The 26,064-nt window shown below is 41.5% G+C and carries 35 protein-coding genes and 1 riboswitch; of the genes, 3 read left to right on the forward strand and 32 right to left on the reverse strand.

Features of this window, described 5'->3' with window-relative positions; genetic code table 11:
• Positions 1 to 79: 79 nt before the first annotated feature.
• The 7 genes from rluB to ACYH0L_RS10430 form a co-directional block, all read right to left on the reverse strand.
• Entirely contained in the window at positions 80 to 814 is a 735-nt protein-coding gene (gene rluB, locus ACYH0L_RS10400) for a 23S rRNA pseudouridine(2605) synthase RluB (RefSeq protein WP_034318807.1), read from the reverse strand.
• A 135-nt stretch (positions 815 to 949) separates the two neighbouring features.
• The gene (locus tag ACYH0L_RS10405) at positions 950 to 1,486 is read right to left on the reverse strand and encodes a spore maturation protein (RefSeq protein ID WP_099726779.1); all 537 of its coding nucleotides are present in this window, start codon (positions 1,484 to 1,486) and stop codon (positions 950 to 952) included.
• 4 nt (positions 1,487 to 1,490) lie between these two features.
• On the reverse strand, positions 1,491 to 2,078 hold the full coding sequence (locus ACYH0L_RS10410) for a nucleoside recognition domain-containing protein (RefSeq protein WP_099726778.1): 588 nt from the start codon (positions 2,076 to 2,078) through the stop codon (positions 1,491 to 1,493).
• Positions 2,066 to 3,217, reverse strand: a complete 1,152-nt coding sequence (locus ACYH0L_RS10415) for a D-alanyl-D-alanine carboxypeptidase family protein (RefSeq protein WP_099726777.1) — start codon at positions 3,215 to 3,217, stop codon at positions 2,066 to 2,068. Before ACYH0L_RS10415 ends, ACYH0L_RS10410 begins: the two co-directional genes overlap by 13 nt.
• Positions 3,218 to 3,532: 315 nt before the next feature.
• The gene (locus ACYH0L_RS10420) at positions 3,533 to 4,012 is read right to left on the reverse strand and encodes a YpuI family protein (RefSeq protein ID WP_099726776.1); all 480 of its coding nucleotides are present in this window, start codon (positions 4,010 to 4,012) and stop codon (positions 3,533 to 3,535) included.
• Between the two features lie 112 nt (positions 4,013 to 4,124).
• Entirely contained in the window at positions 4,125 to 4,718 is a 594-nt protein-coding gene (gene scpB, locus ACYH0L_RS10425) for an SMC-Scp complex subunit ScpB (protein WP_099726775.1), read from the reverse strand.
• Entirely contained in the window at positions 4,708 to 5,466 is a 759-nt protein-coding gene (locus tag ACYH0L_RS10430; protein WP_099726774.1) for a segregation/condensation protein A, read from the reverse strand. Before ACYH0L_RS10430 ends, scpB begins: the two co-directional genes overlap by 11 nt.
• A 210-nt stretch (positions 5,467 to 5,676) precedes the next feature.
• Between ACYH0L_RS10430 and ACYH0L_RS10435 the strand changes: the two genes are divergently transcribed.
• Positions 5,677 to 5,769: a YjcZ family sporulation protein gene (locus tag ACYH0L_RS10435; RefSeq protein ID WP_012010430.1), complete on the forward strand. Its 93-nt coding sequence runs from the start codon at positions 5,677 to 5,679 to the stop codon at positions 5,767 to 5,769.
• Between the two features lie 88 nt (positions 5,770 to 5,857).
• Positions 5,858 to 6,382: a DUF309 domain-containing protein gene (locus tag ACYH0L_RS10440; protein ID WP_230030344.1), complete on the forward strand. Its 525-nt coding sequence runs from the start codon at positions 5,858 to 5,860 to the stop codon at positions 6,380 to 6,382.
• Positions 6,383 to 6,406: 24 nt separating this feature from the next.
• On the opposite strand, the gene ACYH0L_RS10445 is transcribed toward ACYH0L_RS10440, so the two are convergent.
• The 7 genes from ACYH0L_RS10445 to ACYH0L_RS10475 form a co-directional block, all read right to left on the reverse strand.
• Entirely contained in the window at positions 6,407 to 6,760 is a 354-nt protein-coding gene (locus tag ACYH0L_RS10445; RefSeq protein ID WP_099726772.1) for a GNAT family N-acetyltransferase, read from the reverse strand.
• 113 nt (positions 6,761 to 6,873) lie between these two features.
• Positions 6,874 to 7,338 carry a 6,7-dimethyl-8-ribityllumazine synthase gene (gene ribH, locus ACYH0L_RS10450; RefSeq protein WP_034318783.1) on the reverse strand — a complete coding sequence of 155 codons (465 nt, stop codon included), beginning with the start codon at positions 7,336 to 7,338 and terminating at the stop codon, positions 6,874 to 6,876.
• A gap of 26 nt (positions 7,339 to 7,364) precedes the next feature.
• Entirely contained in the window at positions 7,365 to 7,991 is a 627-nt protein-coding gene (gene ribB / locus ACYH0L_RS10455) for a 3,4-dihydroxy-2-butanone-4-phosphate synthase (protein WP_326839033.1), read from the reverse strand.
• A gap of 11 nt (positions 7,992 to 8,002) precedes the next feature.
• Complete coding sequence (gene ribE, locus ACYH0L_RS10460) at positions 8,003 to 8,653, reverse strand: riboflavin synthase (RefSeq protein WP_230030345.1); 651 nt, start codon at positions 8,651 to 8,653, stop codon at positions 8,003 to 8,005.
• A 251-nt stretch (positions 8,654 to 8,904) separates the two neighbouring features.
• Positions 8,905 to 9,046, reverse strand: a riboswitch (FMN riboswitch).
• Positions 9,047 to 9,161: 115 nt separating this feature from the next.
• The gene (locus ACYH0L_RS10465; protein ID WP_008344451.1) at positions 9,162 to 9,506 is read right to left on the reverse strand and encodes a hypothetical protein; all 345 of its coding nucleotides are present in this window, start codon (positions 9,504 to 9,506) and stop codon (positions 9,162 to 9,164) included.
• A gap of 237 nt (positions 9,507 to 9,743) precedes the next feature.
• Positions 9,744 to 9,980, reverse strand: a complete 237-nt coding sequence (locus ACYH0L_RS10470; RefSeq protein ID WP_099726770.1) for a DUF2164 domain-containing protein — start codon at positions 9,978 to 9,980, stop codon at positions 9,744 to 9,746.
• Positions 9,981 to 10,222: 242 nt separating this feature from the next.
• On the reverse strand, positions 10,223 to 10,660 hold the full coding sequence (locus tag ACYH0L_RS10475; RefSeq protein WP_008359679.1) for a peptidylprolyl isomerase: 438 nt from the start codon (positions 10,658 to 10,660) through the stop codon (positions 10,223 to 10,225).
• Between the two features lie 294 nt (positions 10,661 to 10,954).
• On the opposite strand from ACYH0L_RS10475, the gene ACYH0L_RS10480 reads away from it, so the two are divergent.
• On the forward strand, positions 10,955 to 11,839 hold the full coding sequence (locus tag ACYH0L_RS10480) for a DUF1002 domain-containing protein (protein WP_230030346.1): 885 nt from the start codon (positions 10,955 to 10,957) through the stop codon (positions 11,837 to 11,839).
• 39 nt (positions 11,840 to 11,878) lie between these two features.
• Here ACYH0L_RS10480 and lysA read toward each other — a convergent pair whose 3' ends face one another.
• From lysA to spoIIM, 18 genes are all read right to left on the reverse strand, one after another.
• Positions 11,879 to 13,204 (reverse strand): diaminopimelate decarboxylase, encoded by a 1,326-nt coding sequence (gene lysA / locus ACYH0L_RS10485; protein ID WP_230030544.1) that lies wholly within the window; start codon positions 13,202 to 13,204, stop codon positions 11,879 to 11,881.
• Positions 13,205 to 13,319: 115 nt separating this feature from the next.
• Positions 13,320 to 14,792, reverse strand: a complete 1,473-nt coding sequence (locus tag ACYH0L_RS10490; protein WP_268254708.1) for a spore germination protein — start codon at positions 14,790 to 14,792, stop codon at positions 13,320 to 13,322.
• Positions 14,746 to 15,354: a stage V sporulation protein SpoVABEA gene (gene spoVAEA / locus ACYH0L_RS10495; protein WP_099726766.1), complete on the reverse strand. Its 609-nt coding sequence runs from the start codon at positions 15,352 to 15,354 to the stop codon at positions 14,746 to 14,748. The genes ACYH0L_RS10490 and spoVAEA overlap by 47 nt, the downstream gene beginning before the upstream one ends.
• Positions 15,355 to 15,360: 6 nt before the next feature.
• A complete protein-coding gene (spoVAE, locus tag ACYH0L_RS10500) occupies positions 15,361 to 15,711 on the reverse strand; it encodes a stage V sporulation protein AE (protein WP_230030347.1) in 351 nt (116 codons plus the stop codon).
• Positions 15,711 to 16,727: a stage V sporulation protein AD gene (spoVAD, locus tag ACYH0L_RS10505; protein ID WP_256498752.1), complete on the reverse strand. Its 1,017-nt coding sequence runs from the start codon at positions 16,725 to 16,727 to the stop codon at positions 15,711 to 15,713. The genes spoVAE and spoVAD overlap by 1 nt, the downstream gene beginning before the upstream one ends.
• 12 nt (positions 16,728 to 16,739) lie before the next feature.
• Positions 16,740 to 17,192, reverse strand: coding sequence for a stage V sporulation protein AC (spoVAC, locus tag ACYH0L_RS10510; protein ID WP_099726763.1), 453 nt, complete (start codon positions 17,190 to 17,192; stop codon positions 16,740 to 16,742).
• Positions 17,193 to 17,214: 22 nt separating this feature from the next.
• Positions 17,215 to 17,631: a stage V sporulation protein AB gene (locus ACYH0L_RS10515; RefSeq protein WP_230030349.1), complete on the reverse strand. Its 417-nt coding sequence runs from the start codon at positions 17,629 to 17,631 to the stop codon at positions 17,215 to 17,217.
• The gene (locus ACYH0L_RS10520) at positions 17,621 to 18,241 is read right to left on the reverse strand and encodes a stage V sporulation protein AA (protein ID WP_099726761.1); all 621 of its coding nucleotides are present in this window, start codon (positions 18,239 to 18,241) and stop codon (positions 17,621 to 17,623) included. The genes ACYH0L_RS10515 and ACYH0L_RS10520 overlap by 11 nt, the downstream gene beginning before the upstream one ends.
• Positions 18,242 to 18,355: 114 nt before the next feature.
• Complete coding sequence (sigF, locus tag ACYH0L_RS10525; RefSeq protein WP_099726760.1) at positions 18,356 to 19,123, reverse strand: RNA polymerase sporulation sigma factor SigF; 768 nt, start codon at positions 19,121 to 19,123, stop codon at positions 18,356 to 18,358.
• A 12-nt stretch (positions 19,124 to 19,135) separates the two neighbouring features.
• Positions 19,136 to 19,576 (reverse strand): anti-sigma F factor, encoded by a 441-nt coding sequence (gene spoIIAB, locus ACYH0L_RS10530; protein ID WP_099726759.1) that lies wholly within the window; start codon positions 19,574 to 19,576, stop codon positions 19,136 to 19,138.
• Positions 19,573 to 19,926 (reverse strand): anti-sigma F factor antagonist, encoded by a 354-nt coding sequence (spoIIAA, locus tag ACYH0L_RS10535; protein WP_099726758.1) that lies wholly within the window; start codon positions 19,924 to 19,926, stop codon positions 19,573 to 19,575. Before spoIIAA ends, spoIIAB begins: the two co-directional genes overlap by 4 nt.
• A gap of 162 nt (positions 19,927 to 20,088) precedes the next feature.
• A complete protein-coding gene (locus ACYH0L_RS10540) occupies positions 20,089 to 21,243 on the reverse strand; it encodes a D-alanyl-D-alanine carboxypeptidase family protein (protein ID WP_370461106.1) in 1,155 nt (384 codons plus the stop codon).
• 159 nt (positions 21,244 to 21,402) lie between these two features.
• On the reverse strand, positions 21,403 to 22,215 hold the full coding sequence (locus tag ACYH0L_RS10545; protein ID WP_099726756.1) for a purine-nucleoside phosphorylase: 813 nt from the start codon (positions 22,213 to 22,215) through the stop codon (positions 21,403 to 21,405).
• Between the two features lie 11 nt (positions 22,216 to 22,226).
• Entirely contained in the window at positions 22,227 to 23,411 is a 1,185-nt protein-coding gene (deoB, locus tag ACYH0L_RS10550; RefSeq protein WP_099726755.1) for a phosphopentomutase, read from the reverse strand.
• 153 nt (positions 23,412 to 23,564) lie between these two features.
• Positions 23,565 to 24,455 (reverse strand): site-specific tyrosine recombinase XerD, encoded by an 891-nt coding sequence (gene xerD / locus ACYH0L_RS10555; protein WP_099726754.1) that lies wholly within the window; start codon positions 24,453 to 24,455, stop codon positions 23,565 to 23,567.
• A 6-nt stretch (positions 24,456 to 24,461) separates the two neighbouring features.
• Positions 24,462 to 24,689 (reverse strand): YqzK family protein, encoded by a 228-nt coding sequence (locus ACYH0L_RS10560; protein WP_003215798.1) that lies wholly within the window; start codon positions 24,687 to 24,689, stop codon positions 24,462 to 24,464.
• A gap of 117 nt (positions 24,690 to 24,806) precedes the next feature.
• Entirely contained in the window at positions 24,807 to 25,259 is a 453-nt protein-coding gene (fur, locus tag ACYH0L_RS10565; protein ID WP_034319892.1) for a ferric iron uptake transcriptional regulator, read from the reverse strand.
• A gap of 122 nt (positions 25,260 to 25,381) precedes the next feature.
• Positions 25,382 to 26,026: a stage II sporulation protein M gene (gene spoIIM / locus ACYH0L_RS10570; RefSeq protein ID WP_034319889.1), complete on the reverse strand. Its 645-nt coding sequence runs from the start codon at positions 26,024 to 26,026 to the stop codon at positions 25,382 to 25,384.
• Between the last annotated feature and the right edge of the window lie 38 nt (positions 26,027 to 26,064).

Genomic DNA, 26,064 nt, shown 5'->3' on the forward strand with positions numbered 1-26,064 from the left:
CTTCCCCCTAGACATTCAGGTAAATTATAGCATTCTCCTTCTTTTGATGCTTCTTCATTTTTTGAAGTTTATGTGAAAATTAGTTAGCACTTTTCCCGTGATCAGCAATCGCTCTTAGGCGTTTTACTTCATGCGGAGTTAATTCTCTGCGCTCTCCCGGTCTCATGCCTTCAATATGAAGGAATGCATATTGCTCTCTTTTTAGCTTTAAAACGTCATGACCAATCGCTTCAAACATGCGGCGCACCTGTCTGTTTCTACCTTCATGAATGGTTAATTGAACAATAGATGTTTGCTTTCGTTTATCAATAGAAAGCATTTTGGCACGAGCACGTGCTGTCTTTTTATGATCTAGCATGATCCCTTTTTCGAGCTTTCTGAGCAATTCCTTTGAAGGGATGCCTTTTAGCTTCGCTGCATACGTTTTATCAATTTCATATTTCGGGTGCATGAGTGTATGGGCAAATTCGCCATCATTTGTAATCAAAATCAAACCGCTCGTATCATAATCTAAACGGCCGATTGGATAAAGGCGCTGCGGGATATCATCAAAGAAGTCTGTGACGACTTTACGTCCTTTATCATCCTCGGCAGCTGAAATGACGCCGCGCGGTTTATAAAGCATAAAGTAAACCGGTTCTTCTCTTTCTAGCTTTAATCCGTTGACTTCAATTTTATCTGAAGAGCCCACTTTCACTCCAAGCTCTGTCACTGTTTGACCATTAACGGTAACTCGTCCTTCTTTAATTAATTCTTCAGCCTTCCGCCTAGAAGCGACGCCTGCATGTGCAATTACTTTCTGTAAACGTTCCATTTGTCTTTCACCTCATGTACTATCTTACTTGCTTGACTTAAAACAAACAAGCATTCGTCGAAAAATAAGCGTTTCGTCTGTCTAATTTCAGCTAAAAAACTGTTTTCCATCCATTAAATACAAAAAAGCGCCTGATTAGGCGCCGCTAAATAACAAACTGACGATAATAACAGATGCAATGACACCAATGAGATCTGCTAACAGACCTACTTTCAGCGCATCCCCCATTTTTTTAATACCGACTGCTCCAAAATAGACCGTTAAAATGTAAAGAGTGGTGTCTGTTGATCCTTGCATGACAGCTGCGAGCTGGCCAATAAAAGAATCTGGACCATATGTCGCAATTAAGTCTGATGTCATGCCGAGTGCAGCTGTTCCTGATATCGGACGAATAAACGCAAGCGGCACCAACTCTGTAGGAAAGCCAATCGCTGTAAATATGGGTTTTAATAACCCCATGACAAAGTCAAGTGCACCTGACGCACGAAATATCGTTATGGCTACAAGCATACCAACTAAATATGGAATGATTGAAAAGGCAATCTGAATGCCTTCTTTACCGCCTTCCACAAATGTTTCATAAGTCGGTACTTTTTTGATGGTTCCAGCAATCAAAATGCCTGCGATGATCAGTGGAATCAAAGCAAGTGAAAGCCAGTTAATAAATGCCACAAGATCACCCCCGCCTGCTTCTGCGATAGTGGAAATAGCGATCAATGATAATCGCACCAATTCCTGAAATAAGTGTCGCCAAAATGGTTGGTCCAACAATGTCTGTTGGCTGATCTGCGCCATAGGTCATTCTAATGGCAATGACGGTTGTTGGCACAAGTGTAATAGAGGATGTGTTGACAGCTAAAAATGTAATCATAGATCGGCTCGCCTCATTTTTGCCGCCATTTAATGTTTTCATCTGCTCCATCGCCTTAATGCCAAGCGGTGTAGCGGCATTCCCGAGACCAAAGAAATTCGCCATGAGGTTGGACAGGATATACCCCATTGCTGGATGATTAGGAGGAATATCTGGGAATAGCTTTGAAATAAAAGGGCGGCACAATTTACTAAGGAAGTTTAACAGCCCCGCTTCTTCTGCAATCTTCATCAGTCCGAGCCAAAAAACAAGTACACTAATCAAACCAATTGAAATGGTGACCGCTTCTTTTGATCCCTTAAATACAGCTTCATTCACTTCCTGCATCGTTCCGTTAAACATCGCATAAACAAGCCCGATGACAGTGAGAAACACCCAAATTAGATTGACCATGAAGATCCGCCTATAGATGTCTGAAAGACAGACTTAAACATTTCTTGAAAGCTTTTTTGAGGCATTCGGTTGCGTTTATTTTCATAAAAAATCGGTACTTGCTCGATCACCTGACCATCTAATAAGAACGTCATTTTTCCTACGACATCTGGGATGGCTTCGGCGTTTTTTTTCCACTTCTTTTCGGGAGTGAGCATTTCAGTTTCAATCTCCACTAATTTTTTCTCATCTTCATTTAAAAAATAGTCCACATCACGCTGAATAAACGCTTTTTTTTCGTAAAAGGTCCCTTTTAACGAAGCAAGCCTTCCTTTTTCAGCAAGCACATATGTTTTATAGTGATCAAATGCATACTCAAACATAGAGATATGATCTTTCCAGTCATCCGGCGCATTAATGGTCACAGCAATTAACGCAGCATCCCCTTTTGCAGCTGTGGAGACGAGCGTGCGTTTTGCAAGCTTCGTATATCCCGTTTTCCCTCCAGTCGAATATTGATATAAACCGGTGAGCAGCTTGTTTTTATTTTTCCAATAGCCTTCCATTGTCTTCGCTTTATAGAAAGTCGTGCCGGCAATTTTTTGATAATGTTTATGCTCCATAGCGTATTTAGTTAAAATCGCCATATCATAGGCTGAGGAATAATGGTTTTTATGATCATCGAGCCCATGTGGATTTTGAAAATTCGTATTTTCCATTCCTAGTTCAGACGCCTTTTGGTTCATCATAAAAATAAAGCCTTCTAAGCTGCCGCCAATATGTTCAGCAATGGCAACAGCTGCATCATTTCCAGAACGCAGCATCAGCCCGTACGTCAGGTCTTCTAAGCTCACCTTCTGCCCTTCCTTTAAATAAATCGATGAGCCCTCCGCTTGAATCGCCCGTTTTGATATTTTGACGGTGTCTTTCATTTTTCCTGATTCAATGGCTAATACAGCCGTCATAATTTTTGTAATACTGGCGATTCTCCTTTTTTCGTGCTCGTCCTTCCCAAATAGGACTCTGCCTGACTGTCCATCTATTAAAATGGCGCTTCTTGCACTCACCGATAACGATATGTCTGCTTGAGCAGCTGAGGAAAAAGGCAGCAAGAGTATAAATAGAAGAAGGACTGCTGTTCCAATTTTTAAATAGGGCATGTTCATTCACGTCCTTGTCCGTTTTGTACAAGTGTATGCGCGGCTGAAAAAGTTATGATGCCTCGTCCATAAAAAAAGCGCCTCTATATTTAGAGCCGCTCTCAGCGTGTAGACAAACCCTCGCATTCGGTGTCAGTCCTGCGTGCCGGTGCTCACGAATGTCAAATTCGCTCCGCTCCGGTACTCGTCCTTCCTAGACTTCAAAGGTTTTCTATCACGCTGAAAAAAGAAGACAAAGGACTAAAATAAAGATCATTTTAGCCCTCTGTCAACAATCGAAGCGCCTCTATATTTAGAGCCGCTTTTCATTCTTGCTTATACCATTTTCATTTGTTGATGAGATGTCGTATATTCTAGCTCTTCTCTCATTGTTAAAAAGTCTTTTTCTAATGAAGAAAATAATCGCTTTACATCAGCCGATACTTCATGGCGGAAAACAATGCTGCTTTTCCCTGTATAGGCCGAACGGCTATCTTCATACCATGTATCCTTTTTCGGCGTAAAAAATTCTTCAATACATTGATGATAAATACGGTGAAGCGTCTGCTGAGCCGCTTGCTGCGGGAATGTCTGCTGCTGGCCGATTTTTTTGCAAACTGCCGCTGCATCCTCGCTATACACTGCAAGCTTCCGTAATGTACTCAATATGTCACAATAATAGGCTTCCGCTTCGGGGTTTAATCGTTTCAAGCTTGACAAGGTAGCTTCGTTCAAAAAACCATTCACTTCAGTTGCAACCTTTAATAAAAAGACGCCTGCTTGATCAACTTGAGCCTTTACATTCATATGTGCCATTTGTTTCGTGTTTACCTTCCCCTCATGGCTTTGTCACCATTTTATCTTTCATTAAAAGATTTTAGACCTAAAATCTTTTTATATTTTATCATACATTTTTCCTTATTTTGAACTATTTTATCTCTTCAAATGTTTGATTGAAGTTTTCAAAAAATAGATCCGCCTCTTCTTGCACACCATCTGCTTCAACATTCTCTGGAAGCGGTGGTAATTCATCTAGGGCTTTTAAGCCAAATTGCTCTAAAAAGGTAGGCGTTGTGCCATAAAGAATCGCTCGTCCTGGGCCATCGGCACGTCCAACTTCACAGAGCAGCGCTTTGGCTACTAGGCTATGAAGCACCCGCTCTGATTTGACTCCCCTGATCTCCTCTACCTCACTACGCGTGATCGGCTGTTTATAAGAGACAATGGCAAGCACCTCCAGCGCTGCCTGTGACAAACCTTTGGAAGGTGTCTCTACTAATTTTTTTAAATAAATGCTGTATTCTTTTTTAGTCAGCAGCATATATGAATCTGCATATTCGATGAGCTCAATCCCACGTTCTTGTTTTTGATATTCTTCCTTTACGGCAGACATCATATCGAGTAATGCCGCCTCATCTACTTCAAGAACAGACATGAGCTGTTTTCTTGTTAAGCCTTCGTCACCTGCTGCATACAGCAGCGCTTCTAAGATGGCTTTCCAATTCACGATATCAAGCGTCATGAATCGTTTCACTCCCTATTATATAAATGTCTTCAAAGTTCCCTTCCTGCTCTAACATGATGTGATGACTTTTCATCAATTCGAGAACAGCAAGAAACGTCACGACAAGGTGTTCCTTTTGATCATGTTGAAATAAAGTCATGAAATTGGTCCGTTTTTTTGTTTTTCTTAAATGGTTCATAATCTCATTCATTTTGTCTTCAATCGGAATTTCTTGTCTTGTGATTTTTGATGGAGCTGGTTTCGTTATTTTTTTTCGGTTTAATACCTTTTGAAACGCACCTAACATATCATACACCGTTACATGTAAGTTTGTGTCCTTTGCTTCCGCTTCTTTTGCAAATTCACTTAAATCACTCGGTGGTTTTGTAAAGGCATTTTGCCTTTCTTCTTCGCGCTCCTTTAGTTCTTGCGCTGCATTTTTATACTTTCGGTATTCAATCAATTTGCCAATCAGCTCTTCTCGAGGATCCTCTTCCTCTTCGAGCAGGTCTTCATCAAATAGCTCTTCCTCTTGTTTCGGAAGAAGCATTCTGCTTTTAATACTTAGGAGGGTTGCAGCCATCACCAAATATTCACTCGCAACGTCGAGCTCAAGCTCCCTCATCGTGTGGACATATAATAAATACTGCTCCGTAATTTTAGCGACGGGAATATCATAAATATCAATTTCCAAACGGTTGATTAAATGTAAAAGCAAGTCCAATGGACCCTCAAACGAATCTATTTTCACCTGATATTCCAGCATTCTTTTCTCACCATTTCTACTGTCTTCTAAGTACCGTTTCACCGGCTAACCTTTAGTATAAGACAGGATAAAGCTCTCGTCCAATATAATTTCGACCATGATGCCCTAGGCAAAACAAGAAAAACAGTGGAATCGCCCATACCAATGAGGGCACTTATACATAGAATACCATTGTAATCAGAACTGATGAAAAAAGGAGGCCGTATCATTATGGGAGATGGCTATAACTTCGGCGGAGGATTCGCGCTTATTGTCGTGCTTTTCATCTTGCTGATCATCGTTGGCGCGGCTTGGGTTTATTAAAGAAACAGAGCGTCCTTTCACTAAGGGACGTTCTTTCTTCTTTTCTTTTCGGTGTGTTAGACTGATAGTGGAAAAGGAGATGACCGCTGTGTATCCTGAAGCGTACGTGGCTTTTTTACACGAATTTCATACGACAAGAGATTATTTTGAGTGTCATGAAATTCTTGAAGAATATTGGAAGGAAGATCCCCCGGAGCAGCGCAAAGCATATTGGGTTGGCCTGATTCAGCTTGCTGTTGCTTTGTATCATCAAAGACGGGGAAATGAAAAAGGAGCGAAACGGCTTATTTCAAACAGCCTTCACTTGTTAGAAGCAAATCGGCCAGTTTTATCGAACCTAGGTCTTGATGATGAGGCGTTTATTTTGCTTCTTAGGACACTGAAAAAGAAAATGGATGAAGACAGGCCCTACGAGAGTGTGATGCTTCCAATCAAAGATCAAGCACTTCTTTCTTTATGCAGAGAAATGGCTCAAAAAGAAGGATTGACCTTTGGACAGGAAAGTAACTTATCCCACACGTTTCTAATCGAAAAACATAGACTGCGTGACCGGACAGATGTATTGCTTGAACGGGAAAAGCAGATCAAATGTAAAAAAAGCAGAGGACTGTAGCCTCTGCTTTTACATGTGTGATATTTAATTTGTTTCACTGTGACACTTATGAAAGAAGCCTTGCGTTAATTCATTTGGAATGAGTGTTTTGGTTTTGAATACCTCTTCCACGGCTAAAATCATTTCCTTGCCGATTCCTTGATCACGATGGGATGGATTGACGCTAATATGCTCGATTTGCACTTGGTCGTCTGTTTTCAGCACACCAATGGCACCTACGATATCCTCGCCATCTTTCCAAAGGAACAGCTGCCGATCTTCATCCATTTCATATGACTTCATCGTCTGCTGAAGTTGTTTGACGTCTTTCTCACCCGGCATAAAGGACAGAAGTCCCATGGCAATTTTTTCAAAAGACCTCTTGTAACGAATTAACATATATACCCCTCAATATTAAAATTGTCCTATTTTCCAGCAAATGTCTTATGAATCATTTGCTCATCACACATTATAAACATTTTCATGCCGTTTTTAAACTCTTTTTCATTAAATTAACGAAACGTTCGATTTAGGTTGGCCATTTCAATGGCAGCTGCAGCCGATTCGCTGCCTTTATTTCCAGCTTTTGTACCGGCTCTTTCAATGGCTTGTTCAATGGATTCTGTTGTCAGTACACCAAAGATAATCGGTACCCCTGTTGAGATGGCACTTTGAGCAATTCCTTTGGCCGCTTCGTTACAAACATAATCATAGTGAGTTGTTGCGCCTCGTATCACTGTTCCAAGTGTAATGACCGCATCGTATTTTTTTGTTTCGGCTAGTTTTTTTGCCATATACGGTATTTCAAAAGCGCCCGGTACCCACACAACATCGATATCGTCACCGTTTGCTCCGTGTCTAAGCAATGTATCTTCTGCTCCATCTAGCAGCTTACTTGTAATAAAATCATTAAATCTTGCCACTACGATTGCAAATTTTAGTCCTTCTGCTACTACATGCCCTTGTATTGTATTCATATGTTCATCATCCTTTTTTGTGATTTTTATTTTGTTTCCATCGTTTTTGTTTGATTATTGTTTAAATGTGTCTGCAATGCTTCTATTGTAAGCATCTTTAAATCATGTTCTTTTTGAATCTCCTTCAGTTCAGGGACGCGCGCCATTGATCCATCTACATTCATAATTTCACATATGACACCCGCTGGCTCTGAACCCGCAAGCTTAGCAAGATCAACGGCCGCCTCTGTATGACCCGGCCTTTCTAGTACGCCGCCCTCTTTTGCAATGAGCGGAAATACATGACCTGGGCGGGCAAAATCTTCTGGTTTTGCGTCTTTATTTAACATGGCCAAAATGGTTGTTGAACGCTCAAAGGCACTAATACCAGTCGTCGTTGACGTATGGTCGATGCTCACTGTAAACGCTGTATGGTGTGCATCCGTATTTCGCTCTACCATTGGATGCAGGTCCAGGTGTTTGGCAATCGACGCATGGACCGGCGTGCAAATGAGACCTCTTCCATGTAAAGCCATGAAGTTAATGACTTCCGGCGTTGCATGCTCAGCAAGTGCCACAAAGTCTCCTTCATTTTCTCTGTCTTCATCATCTACTACGATAATGATTTCTCCTTGTTTCAGGGCATTTACTGCCTCCTCAACTGAATGATACATACAATCGCCTCCTAGAATCCGTGCTCTTTTAAAAATGATGGGGTCAATCGGGATGGCTGCTTTCCGTTTTGCTCCTTTGTTAAAAAGCGATAAATATATTTACCGATCATGTCACACTCTATATTCACTATATCCCCCATAGATTTAGTCGGGAAAATAGTTCCTTCAAGCGTATGAGGAATAATAGAGACTGTGACGTGTGCATCACGCAAATCGAAAATGGTCAAGCTGACACCATCTATCGCAATTGATCCCTTTTTGGTGAGCATGTCTGTGAGGGTCTTGTCCATCTCTAAATCATAGTAAATGGCATTACTCTTCTTTTCTATTCGGGTAATGATCGCCGTCCCATCGACGTGGCCTGATACAAAATGGCCGCCAAATCGTCCATTCGAGGGCATCGCTCGCTCTAAATTGACTGGACTGCCTGACGTAAGGTGATCCAGTGATGTGGCTTTCACCGTCTCAGGCATCACATCTGCCGTGAACTGTTCTTTTGTAAAGCTTGTGACTGTGAGACATACGCCATTGATCGCGATACTATCTCCAAGATGAACATCTTCTAGCACACGGCTGCACTTTATGACAATTTCCATGGCATCTGCTGACTTTTTGCTTAATGACTGGACTGAGCCAACTTCTTCAATAATTCCCGTAAACATGTGATCCTCCCTTTCTCTTTCATTTGTATTTCTCACTTTATCAAAAAGCGATGTTAGGGACATGTGATCGATTGAACACCTTCGTCGCTTTTTATGGTCCATACAAGGTAAATGAGGGATCACCTAATAAGCACTGCATGCCGTCTATACTCATGTACATACAGAAAGCCCCGGAAAAAATTCCGGGGCTTTGGTTTTTTTGCATTAGAAATAAAACTATGATCAACAAATATTTTTCGTTCATAGCTTTCTTTATCCTTCTCCCATCCAGACTTTCACTGTCGGCTTCAGCTTTTCACTGAATCAACCGTTAATAAATTAACGGGTCACGGGCTGTAAAGCATTTGCTTTATTACCGTCGGTCGGGATTTTCACCCTGCCCCGAAGGATACAATCGATATTCAGCTGTCCTTAGGGGCTATTATAGCGATCCTTTTTGACAAATGCAACAATCAAGATTTCCCTACTTATTTTATAAAAAAAGCCTCCTTATAGGAAAGGAGACATGTTAATTAACGACTTTTACTACTTTTATAAGACCATCTATTCTTTTTTCATTACTAAAGTAGGCTTTGATACGATCACCTTTCTTCAAATCAGCGACATCATCTTCAAATTTCTTTCCATTAAAAATGATTTTCGTGCCGTTTTTCGCTTGACCGTAATATTCATCTCCATCAATTTTCGTAATGGTATATTCATAGATTGTGTAATCTTTATCATTATTCGTTAAGCTTTCGCCAATGGCTGTTGGCACATCTTCAATTTTCATGCCATTCATGTATAAATAACCTGCGCCTAAACAAAGCAGTAAAACAAATAAGATCGCAATTTTTAATTTAATTTTCCCCATATTTAGAACCTCCATCATCTGCACTTCGCCTTTTTGTATGTTTTATTCCTTATCATGATGAAATAAAACCAAAAGAGCAATTTTTCATTAATGGTTACTTATATAACGATTGAGACGGACCTTTGGTTTCCACCTATTAATCATTACATATGATACGAATATGCGTTCTTTATTAAGGGGGTATCTTTCCTTTTTATCATTAGTAAAACACACACCAAAAGAATGTAGGCTTTTTGATTAGACTCTTTTTTCGAGTGCGAATAGGTCTTCCTCTAACAATTGTGATCGCTGAACAGCGATGTTGCGACTGTCACGAACCCCTTGATTATAATAGTAGCTTCCAAGATTTTTTGTGATAAATTCTAGTATATTGATGGCAGCTAATTCACCAATCTCTTCTTCTCGTTCTTCGGCAAAGTAACGCTGAATGTCAATCATCATTTGATTTTTTTCTTCTTTTGTTAATGGTTTCAAAGTATCTCCTGCTTTCTTTCAGCATGACCACACGCTTTCATGATTTGCAGATGTCACTCGTGTTTCATCTGTATGGTTGACAATCATAAGTGCGAATGTTTGTTCTGTTATCGTATCACAAAAACAGGTTCTGTGCATGGTTGTTCAAAAAGAAAAAGCGCATTTTGAAAAAAATTGATCAAAATACGCTTTTAAAATGAAGATATAAATCAAAAAACACCGCGATTAAGCGGTGTTTTGGATTAAGCATCTACAACTTCGACTTTTTCCATACCTTGGCCTTGCTCCATATCAAGAACAGCCTCGATACCAGATGTTACCTTACCAAAAACAGTGTGCACGCCATTTAAATGCGGCTGCGGATCATGTACGATAAAAAATTGGCTGCCGCCCGTGTCTTTACCAGCATGCGCCATTGATAATGAACCTCTTTCGTGTTGATGAGGGTTTCCTTCTGTTTCACATTTAATTGTGTAACCAGGGCCTCCAGTTCCATTACCGTTTGGGTCGCCGCCTTGGCTGACGAAGCCAGGGATCACGCGGTGGAATTTCAATCCATCGTAGAAGCCCTCATTTGCTAGTTTTTCAAAGTTTGCTACTGTACCTGGAGCAGCCTCTGGGTAAAGTTCAAACTCAATTTTCTTTCCATTCGTTAATTGTATGTATCCTTTTTTCGCCATTTTTCACATTCTCCTTTCAGGTTAAACAACGCTCATTATAGCACATTTTCAGTGATGTTAAACATCCCCTGCTTTTTGAATGTTATTTACCTCCCATCTCATCATTGTTAAAATAGAAGAGCCTGATCCTTTTCTCCTAAGTACATGAAGTTAGACTGATCAAAACAACTTCAAAAGAAAATTGAAACGTCAGGCTGATTTGTTACGTCTATATGTTGGAGTACGCTTCACACGTGTACTCAAAAGATGAGTTTCTCTAGAAAGAGGAACGCTCTCGACTTGAAGGAGGTCAACATGTTTAAAAAAACGATGCTTGGTATGATGGCAGCGCTCCTTTTACTGATTGGTGCGCCAAAAGTCAGCTTAGCGGATGCAGCTGTAGGCGATGTCATCGTCACACTCGGGCAAGACTTAACACCGGCTGATCGCCAGAAGGTGCTTGACGAGTTGAATCCACCTGAAAATGCGACAAAAATTGAAGTAACCAATAAAGAAGAGCACGAATATTTAGGAAAGTACATCCCTCGTTCTCAAATTGGGACTAGAGCATTATCATCTTCATCCATCACCATAGAAAAATCAGGTACTGGTCTGACTGTGGATACACATAACATTAAGACGATTACAGATGAGATGTATTTAAATGCTTTAATGACAGCAGGTGTCAAGGATGCGAAGGTGGTCGTGACTGCCCCGTTTGAAGTATCTGGTACAGCAGCGCTGACGGGTTTATTAAAAGCCTATGAAGTGTCAAGCGACAAAGCCATTCCAGAAGATGTGAAGCAGGTCGCAAACGAAGAGCTGGTGACAACATCTAAATTGGGTGACTCCATCGGAAAAGACAATGCTTCTGCTCTTATTGCAAAAATCAAAGATGACATTGCGAAAAACGGTGTCCCTAAAACAACAAAAGAAGTGGAAGAAAAAGTGGATCAAGCCGCTTCCGATTTGAACTTAAATCTGACGCAAGAGCAAAAGGATCAGCTAGTCTCCCTCTTTAATAAAATGAAAAACATCAATATCGATTGGAACCAAGTAGGGTCTCAAATCGATAAAGCAAAAGACAAGATTACGAAATTCATAGAATCAGATGAAGGTAAAAACCTTCTACAAAAGATTTGGGATTTCTTTGTCTCCATTTGGAACGCGATTGTGTCTGTATTCACTGGCGGAAAATAAATTTCATAAAAAACGCTGCCTGATCATCAGGCAGCTTTTTTAAGTAGATGACTTCACTTTTGATTGATAGGGTAAATCCAGTTTGACAATGTCCTCATATGTTTCACGCTCAACTACAAGCTGCGCTTCCCCATCTTCTACAAACACAACAGCCGGGCGCGGGATACGGTTATAGTTGTTTGACATACTGTAGCCATATGCTCCTGTACAAAAGACAGCTAATAAATCTCCTTGTGATAACTCTGGCAGGTCGATATCCCAAATGAGCATATCTCCGCTTTCACAGCATTTCCCTGCAATTGAAACCGTTCGATCATGCGTTTGGCTCATTTTGTTGGCACTCGCTGCTTCATATTTCGCTTGATATAAAGCTGGGCGAATGTTGTCACTCATTCCGCCGTCTATGGCTACATAATCACGAATTCCAGGTACATGTTTTGATGAGCCGATCGTATAAAGAGTCGTCCCTGCATCTCCAACAAGAGAGCGGCCAGGCTCAATCCAAATTTCCGGCATAACGAACTCATAGCGGGCTACGTTCGCTTTGACAGCTTGGATAATTTTTTCAACGTATTCTGTCGGAGGAAGTGGTTCATCCTCAGCTGTATATCGGATCCCAAAGCCTCCGCCTAAGTTTAACACTGTGGAGATAAAGCCAAAGGATTCTCTCCATTCATCCAGCTTCATAAAGATTTTATCTGCTGCAAGGACAAAACCAGCCGTATCAAAGATTTGTGAACCGATATGGCAATGGACACCTAAAAGCTCGATCACTTCTGACCCAATCACTTGTTTCACCGCTTCGTCTGCTTGTCCATTATGAAGATCAAAGCCAAACTTTGAATCCTCTTGGCCTGTCGTAATGTAATCATGAGTATGCGCTTCGACACCTGGCGTGATACGGAGCAGCACTTTCACCTTTTTTGACAGCTCTTGACCAAGCTGTTCAATGAGTTTCATTTCATAGAAATTATCAACTACAATACAGCCGATCCCATACTCTAATGCCATCTTTAATTCTTCTCTGCTTTTGTTGTTGCCATGGAAATGAATTTTATCTACTGGAAATCCGGCGCAAATGGCTGTATGCAGCTCTCCGCCAGATACGACATCAAGAGATAATCCTTCTTCTTTGGCAAGCTGAAACATGGCAATAGAGGAAAATGCTTTACTCGCATATGCTACCTGCGCCGTTAATTCTTCTTCTATAAACGCTTTTTGAAAGCTTTTTGCGCGCTCCCGTATTAAAGCCACATCATATACATAAAGTGGTGTCCCATACGTTTCAGCTAAAGAAACGGCATCAACACCACCAATTTCTAAATGACCGAGTTCATTTTGTCTGCAAGTGCCGTGTAAATACAATGTCATTCCCTCTTTCTCCGCCTCGGCTGAAAAAAGACAGCTACGTGAGCTGCCTTTTGCCGTTTCTCAAAGTTAAAAATACAATATCACAATCTTCAGCCACTTTCAATGAGCGCTAAGAATTTGGCGGAATTTTTGATCTGTTTTGAGGGTGTACGATGCTTGGCCTTACTTTTGAGCCCGGAACAGACGTCCGAATCAGCACTTGCCACAAAGCCTTTCCATTAAAAGGAATGAACGGCCACATATAAGGCGTCTGCAATGAACGAATGGATGTTAAATAAATGAGTAACAAGGTAAAACCAATGATGAGTCCATTCAGCTTAAAGATCGCCACTAGTGCTAATATGATGAGTCGCACGATCTTATTGGCGACACTCAGTTCATAGCTCGGTGTTGTAAATGTGCCGATGGCTGCTAGTGAGACGTATAAAATGACCTCCGGTGTAAATAAACCGACATCGATGGCAATTTGTCCAATTAAAACGGCCGCAATCAGCCCCATGGCGGTCGACAGTGCAGTGGGCGTATGAATTGCTGCCATTCTTAAGAACTCCACCCCAAAATCAGCAAGAAATACTTGGAGAATAACAGGGATATGTGAAGGCTTGTTAAACCCAATATAGCTTAAATTGTCAGGCAGGAGATTTGGTTCTAGGATAAACAGAAACCAAATTGGCAATAAAAAGGTGGAACATAATATGCCTAAAAAGCGTACCCATCTTAGAAACGTGCCTACTGCCGGTGCCTGGCGGTATTCTTCTGCATGCTGAACGTGATGAAAAATTGTGGTTGGAGTAATGATGACACTAGGCGATGTATCGGTAATGATGATGACATGCCCTTCTAATATATGATTAGCAGCTACATCTGGGCGCTCGGTGTATCTTACAAGCGGAAAGGGATTATAGCCTTGTTTAATAATAAATTCTTCAATCGTTTTATCAGACATCGTCAGCCCATCGACTTTGATACCTGACACTTCTTTTTCAATGATATCCACAAGATCTGGATCCGCAATGTCTTCAATGTAGCAAACACATACATCTGCTTTTGAACGTTCGCCTACTTTGAGCATTTTGTATCGCAGCTTTTCATCTCGCACTCTTCTACGAATGAGCGCTGTATTCACAATAATGTTTTCGACAAACCCGTCTCTTGCTCCTCTGACAACCTTTTCTGTATCCGGCTCCTCTGGCATTCTGCCAGGATAGCTCCTGACATCAATGATAAATGCGTAGTTTTCACCTTCTACAACGACTGCCACAAGTCCCGACAGCACTTGATCTACTGCTTCATCCAGCGTTTCAACTTTTGAGACCTGCTGATTGACAAGGCGGTTCTCGACCACACGAGCGAGGTCATCTGATTCAGGTTCGCTGTCATTGATTTCAATCAGTTCTTTTAATAAATAGATGACATACTGCGTATCACACAATCCGTTTACATAGTAAAGTTGGATTTCCTGATCATGTATATAGATTTTCCGAACGCCAAGGTCGAAGCTGAGACCCATCCCGACATTATCCTTGAAGTAATCTTCATTTTTCTTTGGGTCTCGGTACACGTTTACCTTGTCTTTCTTCATGGAAACCACTCCTTTCTAATATTAACTCAACTGCTTTCATCGTGATTGGAGATCCTTTGCTCAGATCATCTTTCCGTCCCATTTTGCCAATATCCCCAATCCCGACAACAAACGGAAGATGGAGTGAGTCGAGACAATACACCGTATCCCCGCTCATTTTATGTGGCTCCATTTCTGGAAGTCCGTGTTTGTCGACACCGTATTCTGTTAGTTCACCTTCCCGGTCAATGGAGACATGCACCTTGGTCCATTCGGCTTGATGCGTCTTAGATGCAACTGCAATGGCTCCAATCACTTCAATTTCAGGGTGACACGCCACATGCTTCATCGCCGTCTCCCCTGTTCCTTCACCCGTCAAACCAGAATCATCAAACATGACAAACACTGGATCATACGGCGTCTTTAAAATCATCTGGACAAGTTCAGGTCCTGTCCGTTTGCTCGGATTCCCTTTTGAGCTAGAAATACATCGTCCGCCGACTTTTTTAGCGACAAGCTCAATCGTTTTGGCAGCATATATATCTCCGTCTGTCACTAAAATGACTTTACGTCTTTGCCCCATATGAGGTTATCCTTTCGGTTTAAAGATAAGCGCGATAATAAATGAGAATAAAATCGCAGCTGATATTCCAGCAGAGGTTAATTCAAAAATACCGATCCCGATTCCGATGAATCCATGTACATCTGCCTGGTGCATTGCCCCATGAAGCAAACTATGACCAAAGCTAACGATAGGTACGGTTGCACCTGCACCTGCAAATTCAATAAATTTATCATAAATTCCGAACCCGTCTAATATGGTTCCTGCCACAACAAAGATGGTCATGACATGTGCAGGCGTGAGTTTGAGTACGTCCAATAAAAGCTGGCCGATGACACAAATAAGTCCGCCTGCAACAAAAGCGATCAGATATTCCATTAGCTTTCTCCTCCCGCACGCTCAAATACGACACCATGCGCAATGGTGGGAATGGTCTCTTTTTGCTGGACCATCGTCGGGCTGAGAAGTGCCCCGGTTGCGACAACAAATACTTTTTGCAAATTCCCTGCCTTCATTTCTTGAAAGATGTGACTAAATGTCACAACAGCTGAACACGCACAGCCGCTGCCTCCAGCGAACACATTTTGATCGGGTGTGTAGATGATTAATCCGCAATCATCGTGCTTTCGGCCGAGCTGAATGCCGTCTTCTTTGAGCAGATCCTTTAAGATCGGTGAGCCAATGCCAGATAGATCACCTGTTAAAATAAGATCGTAATCGTCAACCGTTCTCCCTAGATCTTCTAAGTGCTGCTTGATGGTATCTGCTGCTGCCGGTGCCATTGCCGATCCCATGTCAAATGGGTCTGTAATCCCAAGATCCATGACTCGTCCCACAGTTGCACTTGTAATTTGAATTTGGGAGGGCTCTTGGCTGATAATAACGGCCCCGCTCCCAGTCACTGTACTTGTCGCTGTATCTGGTTTTTGCCCGCCGTATTCTGTCGGATTACGAAATTGGCGTTCTGCCGTCGCATTATGACTGCTTGTCGCAGCAATGGCTCTTTTTGCAAAACCACCATCTACTAATGCCGAAGCAATGGCGACCGATTCCATTGATGTGGAGCATGCTCCAAATAAGCAAAGAAACGGAATTTTAAGTTCTCTTGCCACATAGTTTGCTGTGACGTTTTGATTCAGTAAGTCTCCTGCCAGCAAAAGATCAACATCGCTTTTTTGCAAATTTGCTTTTGATAAAGCGGTTGATATCGCATCATCCATGAGCTGCCTTTCAGCCATTTCCCAGTTCTTTTGATCACAATGCATTTCGTCGTATGTTTTATCAATTAGATGACCGATCGGGCCGTCTTTTTCTTTCGGTCCTGCAGCTGTTCCTTCTGCATTGACATAAAGCTTATGCTCGAATACCCAAGATTGTTTACCTGTTAGTTTCACGTTTCATTCCTCCTACGAAAACACCTTTTCCAAGATGTATCGAATGATCCCTACGACATAAGCCGAGACGACACCAAAAACAATGACGTTCCCAGCAAGCTTAAACATGTTCGTGGCTACACCTAACACAAGCCCTTCACTTCTATGCTCAAGAGCAGCACTTGTCATGCTGTTTGCAAACCCTGTCACCGGGACAGCGGATCCCGCTCCAGCAAACTGGCCAATTTTATCGTAAATACCGATACCAGTTAAAATAGAAGAAATTAAAATGAGGGTCGCCACTGTTGGATTCCCCGCTGTCTTTTCATTAAAATCAAAAAAGTGAATATAGAAGTTTTGCAGCCCTTCGCCTATGGCGCAGATCAAGCCGCCAACAAGAAAAGCCTTGATGCAGTTGAGTACATAAGGAGGTTTGGGCTGATACGTTTTCACCTTAGATGGATAGTTCTCTTTTAAACTCGACACGTGTTGTTCCCTCCAAATTTTTTTAAATATAAATAAGCCAATGAAATAATGAACCAAATACCTTTCCTAAGACGATGGCCATGAGCAGCAAAACAATTTTCCCGTCCATTCCAATTCTTTTCGTTAATATAGGAAGGACATTTAATACCTCAGTCAATGCGGCTGCAAGCATACCGTAGAAGATGCCGGATAAAAGACCAATCGGCAGCGCCAGCCATTTGGATAAATGCAAATGCATTTGACTTAAGGTGGCCCATCCTCCAACGACCGCTCCACTGATGACAGCCGCCTCGTATCCTTGTATGAAGCGCTGCGTTTTGGTTAATTGCATTAATCGAGGGATGATGCCAAGCACTGTTAGAAATGCCACAAATCCTGCTCCGACCGTTAAACCGCCGCCAAGTCCAACGAGCACGACAAAAAGCCACTTACCGATCATGGATATCTTTCAATGTTTCTTTATTTTCTTTAAGTGCGACATAATGATCGAGATCGAGCTGGTATTTAAACATTTCCACTTCGAGCGGACTTGGTTCTTCATTTAAACGCTTTTTAAATACATGATTGAAAAATAAAATCATGCCCAAACCGAGTCCAAAGCTATATGGAATTTGTAATAAATAAGGATGCTCAACCGTTTTTCCTGTGATCATTTCATATAGGCGAATATGAACAAGCCGCATACTGACATCCTCGTGGAAATTCATGATGGCAAGAGCCGCTCCGACAAATAATAGGAGCCATACAAACACAAATAAAACGGGAGAAAGCTGGCGTTTGCCTGTATCAATTTCAACAATCGCCTCAGAGCCTCCGACGGTTTGAATGTCGATGTCTGGCCACGTTTTTTTGATCGTTTTGACCACATGCATGATATCTAAAACCACAATGTGACGATCCTTTTTGCTGACATGATACATCGGCATTTTGCTAAGCTTTTGCACAGTCAACTCATGACCAGTGATTTGGGCGATATCCTCTAAATAAATGAGCTGATCAATACCGGTCTTGATTCGATGGCGCAGCCGAATAAAGATTTGTCCGTCCATCCAAGTCACTTCCTATACGATGGGTTAAAAATAGTATGTGGTGAAAAATGGTTCTCATACTGACAGAACTTGATTTACCGGTAATTACCACACAAAAAAAGCCAGCCGAATTGGCTAGCTGTCTTTTTGATCCATTTGCATTTGAATTTGCTTTAAGATTTTCTTTTCAAGCCGCGAGACTTGTACTTGTGAAATACCCAGCCTCTCTGCTACCTCAGATTGTGTTTGATCTTTATAATACCTTAAGTACACAATCAGTTTCTCCCGCTCTTCTAATTCCTTGATCGCTTCTTTTAGCGCGATTTTATCAAACCATCTTTCTTCTGAATGATCGGCAATTTGATCCAGCAATGTAATAGGGTCTCCGTCATTTTCATACACGGTTTCATGAATCGATGACGGTGAGCGGACCGCTTCTTGGGCGAGAACGACATCCTCTGGTGTGATGTCAAGATATTCAGCAATTTCCTGTATTGTCGGCATTCTTCCATGAGACTTAGACAATTCATCTTTTGCCCGCCGAATTTTATTTCCAAGTTCCTTTAATGACCGGCTGACTTTGACTGTTCCATCATCGCGGATGAAGCGCTGAATTTCACCAATGATCATGGGAACGGCATAGGTCGAAAACTTCACATCATAGGACAAATCAAATTTATCAACAGATTTTAGCAGTCCAATGCAGCCAATCTGAAATAGATCATCTGGTTCATATCCTCTATTTAAAAAGCGCTGAACAACGGACCAAACAAGACGCATGTTTTTTTCTACGAGGAGGTCTCTTGCTTGCTGATCTCCGTCTTGGCTTTTTTTGATGAGCTCTTTGACTTCATCATTTGACAGCTGTGCTTTTTTTGCTTGCTTTTTTACCTCCACATCCATACGAGCAGCTCCTTAATTACAAAGCGCTTTGCTTTTTGATAGATGCTTTGTTAAACGGATCGTCGTGCCCATTTCTGGTGATGAGTCCACCATGACATCATCCATAAAATTCTCCATGATGGTAAAGCCCATTCCAGAGCGTTCTAAGTCTGGTTTTGTTGTAAAAAGCGGCTGTCTTGCTTCCTGAAGATCTGTAATTCCCATGCCTTCGTCACGGATGGTGAGGTAAACGACATGGTCATCTAGTGTCACATGAATATGCACCTTGCCATCTGGATTCCCATCATAGCCGTGGATAATGGAGTTTGTCACGGCCTCTGATACAACGGTTTTGATTTCTGTTAATTCATCTAATGTTGGATCAAGCTGGGCGATGAACGCCGCGACTGTTACCCTTGCGAAAGATTCATTTTGACTCAATGCAGAGAAGGTCAGGTTCATTTCATTTGTCATGATGCCACCCCCAATGTTTGCAAAGCTGTTTGCTCTGAAGGCTCCATACGGATAATTTTAAATAAGCCAGACATATCAAATAAACGGTTCACCGCTGGCGAAATCGCGCAGACGACCATTTCACCGCCAAGCTGCTTGATTTCTTTATATCTCCCTAAAATCACCCCGAGTCCAGAGCTGTCCATAAACGATAAATCAGCCAAATTCAGCACGATGTGGCGAATGTCCTCTGTTTCCAAATAATTCGTCACCTTTTGTCTCAATGTTTCTGCGGAGTGATGATCGAGCTCTCCTGTCAACCGAATGCAAAGTACGCTCTCTTTTACTTGAAAATCAATACTAAGGCTCATCTTTTTCTTCCTCCTTGCTCTCATTTCGGATAAAGAATGTTTCTCTTTTAAACAAAGTAAATCCTTCACCATGACAAAACTAGTGATCATTCGTCATATTTAGATGTTCTTTTCTTCTCGCTCATAGCAAAAAGACTGCCAATCGCAGCAGTCTTTATCCTTTTATTTCCATTTTATAAATTCGGCCATGGCCCGTTTGAAGAAAGTCCAAACCCCTGCTTTTTCCATTCCTTCTTTTGCTTCTACAGGGCTTTCATGCAGTACTTTACCGTCTTTTTTCAAGACAATGGTGCCAAGTTCCGTCCCTTTTGAAAATGGGGCCTTGACATCATGAGTCAATTTGATTTCTTTTTTAATCTGATCCACATTTTCGCCTTTTTTCGTTAAAAGGGAGATCGGTTCAGAAGTGACAAGCTGAATTTTCTTCTTTTTCCCTTTGCTCACTTTGATCTCTGCCACGTCTTGTCCTCGTTTGTAAAGTGGATGGGTTGTATATTGACTAAATGCATAGTCTAACATTTTGACCACTTGGGCGTTTCTGTCCTTCGGTGTACTTGCGCCAAATACGACAGCAATGACGCGCATGTTGCCTTTTTTAGCTGATGCGGTTAAACAGTATTTTGCCTCGCCTGTAAAACCTGTTTTCAATCCATCGACGCCTGGATAAAATTTAATTAGTCGGTTCGTGTTCACAAGCCAGAATTTTTTATCCGTGTTTTGACGAAGATAGTCTTCATAGACACCTGTGAATTTGGTGATTTGTTCATATTTCAACAGCTCTTTCGCCATTTTTGCCATATCATGAGCTGTGCTGTAATGATCTTTTTCAGGAAGTCCCGTTGGGTTTTGAAAGACTGTTGAGGTGAGCCCGAGTTCTTTTGCCTTTTTGTTCATCTGCTCAACGAACTGTTCTTCAGATCCAGCAATATGTTCTGCCATGGCAACAGATGCATCATTTCCTGAAGCAATTGCAATGCCTTTCAGCATTTCTTTCACAGTCATTTCTTCTCCTGGTTCAAGGAAAATTTGTGAGCCTCCCATGGATGCCGCATAGTCGCTCGTTCTGACCTTGTCTGTCATTTTCAGCTTTCCTTGGTCCATTGCTTCCATAATGAGAAGCATGGTCATGATTTTGGTCATACTTGCAGGTGCAAGCTTTTCATCGCTGTTTTTGTTGTAAAGCACCTTCCCCGTGTCACGTTCAATTAAGATGGCTGATTTGGCTTCATGCGCCAATTCTGATGTTTGTTTTTCTCCTGGTTTTTCTATCTTTTCTTTTGCTATCGCTGATGGTGAAACCATTGAGATAAGGATCATTAAAATAAACAATGCACATATATGACGTTTCAAGTGGCAGACCTCCATTATCGTAATCCTTTCTATTTTTTCCTCATACAGGCTGTTTTATTCAGAGATCGTTTGATTACATATAAAAAAAGTCTTCTGTTTAATGAACAGAAGACTTTTGGAAACATATTATGAGAGTTGCTCCACAACATCTTTTACTAAATCAAGGAAACTTGCTTTCACTTTTTCCGTCACTTCAATGACTTCATCATGAGAAAGCGGCTGATCTAAAATACCTGATGCGGCATTGGAGATACATGAAATACCAAGCACTTTCATTCCTGCATGACGCGCAACAATCACTTCTGGGACAGTCGACATTCCCACCGCATCTGCTCCAAGTGTTCTAAGGAAACGAACTTCAGCTGGTGTTTCATATGAAGGACCTGTCATCCCGGCATATACTCCCTGCTGTACAGATATGCCTAAGTGTTGAGCCGTTTTTTCTGCAAGTGCCAGCAAATCTTTATCGTATGGTGCAGACATGTCAGGGAAACGAACGCCTTGACTGTCATTTGGTCCGATTAATGGATTGGTCCCCATCATATTGATATGATCCGTAATCAGCATCAGATCACCTGGATGAAAGGACGTATTCACGCCGCCGGCTGCATTTGTCACAATACATGTCTCAATGCCAATTTCTTTCATCACACGAACAGGAAACGTTACTTGCTTCATATCATATCCTTCATAGAAATGAAAACGTCCTTGCATTGCACATACGACGGTGCCTTTCAGCGTCCCGATGACGAGCTGTCCTGCATGACCCTCTACTGTTGAAACAGGGAATCCAGGGATATCTTCATATTTCAATTTGATTGGATTTTCAATCTCATCTGCTAAAATGCCAAGCCCTGAACCTAAGATCAATCCAACTGTTGGTACGTATGCCGATGCTTGTTTAATGTATGCCGCCGCTTCTGAAAACTGTGCTCCCACGAGATTTCCCCCTATTTGAGTTTAGATAAAAAGCTTGTACCGTATTTTGGCATCGCTGACTTGAAATTATCTGCTACCGTTGCCCCAAGATCAGCAAAGGTTTTTGCTGTTGGCAGTTCATTTGCTTCCTGATGCTTTTTACTGTAAGCAATAAGTGGAACGTATTCTCTTGTATGGTCTGTTCCGTGATGAACTGGGTCATTTCCGTGATCTGCTGTGATCACAAGGAGATCATCCTCTTTTAACAGGTCAAACACTTCAGGAAGACGTGCGTCATATTCCTCTAGTGCTTTTCCGTAGCCCTCTGGGTCTCTTCTGTGCCCATAAAGAGCGTCAAAATCAACAAGGTTTAAAAAGCTGAGTCCTGTAAAGTCTGTTTTAAGTGTCTCGACGAGCTTGTCCATTCCATCCATATTTGATTTCGTTCTGAGAGAAGATGTAATTCCTTCACCGTCATAAATATCAGAGATTTTTCCAATGGCAATGACATCAAGCCCATCATCTTTCAGCTCATTCATAACGGTACGGTCAAATGGTTTTAAAGCATAGTCATGACGGTTTGGCGTTCTGACAAATGCCCCAGGCTCCCCGACAAACGGACGAGCAATAATGCGTCCTACCATATATTTTTCATCTAAAGTCAGTTCTCGTGCAATTTCACAAATGCGGTAGAGCTCTTCCAGTGGCACAACTTCTTCGTGCGCAGCAATTTGCAAAACAGAATCCGCAGATGTATAAACGATTAAATCACCTGTTTTCATGTGCTCTTCGCCAAGCTCATCCAGAATTTCTGTCCCAGATGCTGGTTTATTCCCAATGATGCCCCGTCCTGTTTTTTCTTTTAGTTCATTTAATAGTTCATCTGGGAATCCGTCTGGAAAGACTTTAAACGGTGTGTCTATGTAAAGACCCATGATTTCCCAGTGTCCTGTCATTGTGTCTTTCCCATTTGATGCTTCTTGCATCTTTCCATAATACGCAAGCGGTTTTTCGTCCGCTGGAATTCCTTTGATTTCTTTAATATGACTCAGCCCAAGCTTCGCCATATTCGGCATATGAAGCCCGTTCATTTTTTCAGCAATATGTCCAAGTGTATCTGCACCTACATCATTAAAATCAGCAGCATCTGGTGCTTCACCAATCCCTACTGAATCCATCACAATGAGGAAAATGCGTTTATACTGATAATCAGGCATTAAAAAGCGCCTCCTTCAATATTCTTGTCCTTTGACCTTTCAAATATAGAGAGGTCAGACATCTCAAGTATAAACCGTTTACAAGTCAATTGACAACTATAAACGGTACAAACAACAAAAAGCATGGTACACGTTCACCGTGCCATGCTTTACTTATGCCCTTGGATGGAATTTGTGATACACATCTTTCAGTCTTGTTTTCGTCACATGTGTATAAATTTGTGTTGTTGATATATCCGCATGCCCGAGCATCTCCTGTACGGCTCTTAGATCAGCACCGTTTTCAAGCAGATGTGTAGCAAATGAATGTCTGAGCGTATGAGGCGTCAATTCCTTTTGAATGCCTGCTTCGATGGCTCGTTTTTTTAAGTTCTTCCAGAAGCCTTGCCGCGACATCTTTTTCCCGTGATGATTGAGGAATAAGGCATCGGCTGGCTGTTTTTTTAGCAGCTTGCTTCTTCCTTTTTCTATATATTCTTCAATCGCACTTGCAGCGGCTTCGCCAATTGGCACAATTCGCTCTTTTCTTCCTTTTCCAAAGCAGCGGATAAAGCCCATTGTAAGATGAACATCTGCAAGGGTCAGATCCAGCATTTCACTCACGCGAATGCCTGTTGCATATAAAAGCTCCAGCATAGCTTTGTCCCGGTAGTCAAATGGTGTGTGCTGCTTTGGTGTATCGAGCAGCTTTTCGACCTCACCGAGTGATAGAACTTTCGGTAATTTCCGCTCTGTTTTTTGCGTTTCAATGTTCCATGACGGGTCATCTGTTGTCACTTTTTCCCGTAGCAGAAATTGGTGAAAGGAGCGAATCGATGATAGATGCCTTACGGACGTTTTGCTCGATTTCCCTTCCTCTTTTAGCTGCTTTAAATAATGAATGATATGAAGACGCGTGACGTCTTTGATATCGGCTAGCTGCTCGTCTGTCATTAAAAAAGACAAGTAGTTCTGTAAATCTCTTTTATAAGAGACAATGGTATTTTCAGAGAGTCCTCTCTCTACCGTCATAAAATGAATAAAGTCGGATAATTGATCGTTCAATGGTTTCTACTCCCCGTTTTGATAAAAATAAATCAATCGGTCTTGCCAGTTGTCTTGATTCGGCTGATCCATTTCCATCACTTTAATCGCTGCACCCTCTGGTTTATCATAACGATGGTAGCTTTCATATTCTGAATTTATCCATATCATAGCATAATAGAACAGGACGGTAAAACCAGTGAACAAGATAAATACTTTCATCACTTCACCTGTTGTTTTGAGCCATTTTCGCATGATCTTCATGTCCTTTCTCATCTTCTCATTACTTCAGCATATGCCAGGTGGGACAAGGAATATACAGCGAAAATGCAAAAAACCTCTTCATATGAAATGAAAAGGTTCCAATTCGGATTATTGGCCGGATTCATCATCATGACAGCGATGGCAAATACCATGGAATGTCAATCTATGATCCTTAATTTTAAATTTCCAGTCGCGTTCAATAATCTCTTCAACATCTTCTAATAAATCATCTTCTATCTCATCGACTGTCCCGCATTCCATGCAGACAAGATGGTGATGGAAGTGGGCGGCTCCTTCTTTGCGAAGATCATATCGCGAAACGCCGTCTCCAAAGTTAATTTTATCAACAACTTTCAGTTCAGTTAGCAATTCTAACGTCCGATAAACAGTAGCAAGACCAATTTCAGGAGACTTCTCTTTTACGAGGAGGTATACATCTTCTGCACTTAAATGGTCTTCTTCATTCTCAAGCAGTACTCTGACTGTTGCTTCACGCTGTGGCGTGAGCTTATAGCTGGAAGAATGAAGCTGTTTCTTAATTCGATCAATCCGATTTTCCATTGACTTTCCCTCCTACGCCACATTACTTGATCATTATATCAAATGATGTGCAGAGAGCCAACTATAATCATTTTAAAATGATAAATAAATTGATTATTATTTAATAACGATTATAAAAAATATTAAAACAGGACACCGGCTAGCTTTTTCATCAGCATGAATGATAAGTACGATTCAAAAAAGGATGAGAGTGCAGCAAGCGCTAATATCATCAGCAGAACAGATGCATACCGTCCAAACCACTGGACTGGCGCTTGACTGATCGTTTTTTTCATGAAAAGCTGTCCAATGAGACGGATGGAAAACGCAATCGCACATGTTCCGATGACTAAATATGCTGGAATGAGCAAAATATTTTGCGGAAGAACCGATACGAAAGAAAGAAAAAATCCACTGAGCCCCATTTGATTCACTAGAAAACCAACAGTAAAGCCAACGACAATCCCTTTTAAAAAGATCATGAGAAAGATGAGCGGCAGACCAATGATGGAAATTCCTAGTATCCACATGAGGCCTAAATATTTCATATGATGCAGGAAGCTTTGCAAAAACATTTCTTTTGATTCTGCCGCTTTCTCATTCGTCAGCTGACCAAAAAATTGATTTAAATAATAGAATAAATCCTCTTTCTGACTGATTGTCATGCTGTTGACGATAATAGCCCCAAAGATGACGCCCATTAAAAAGAGTACCGAGACAAACAAATAAATCGATAGATGATCTTTTACGTGCTGAAGAAGATGTTCCTTCCAAGACTTTTTCCGCATGCGTCTTCCTCCCAAATAGTAAAGGTTACTAGATTCTA

The organism is Bacillus sp. MC1252, assembly GCF_056838025.1.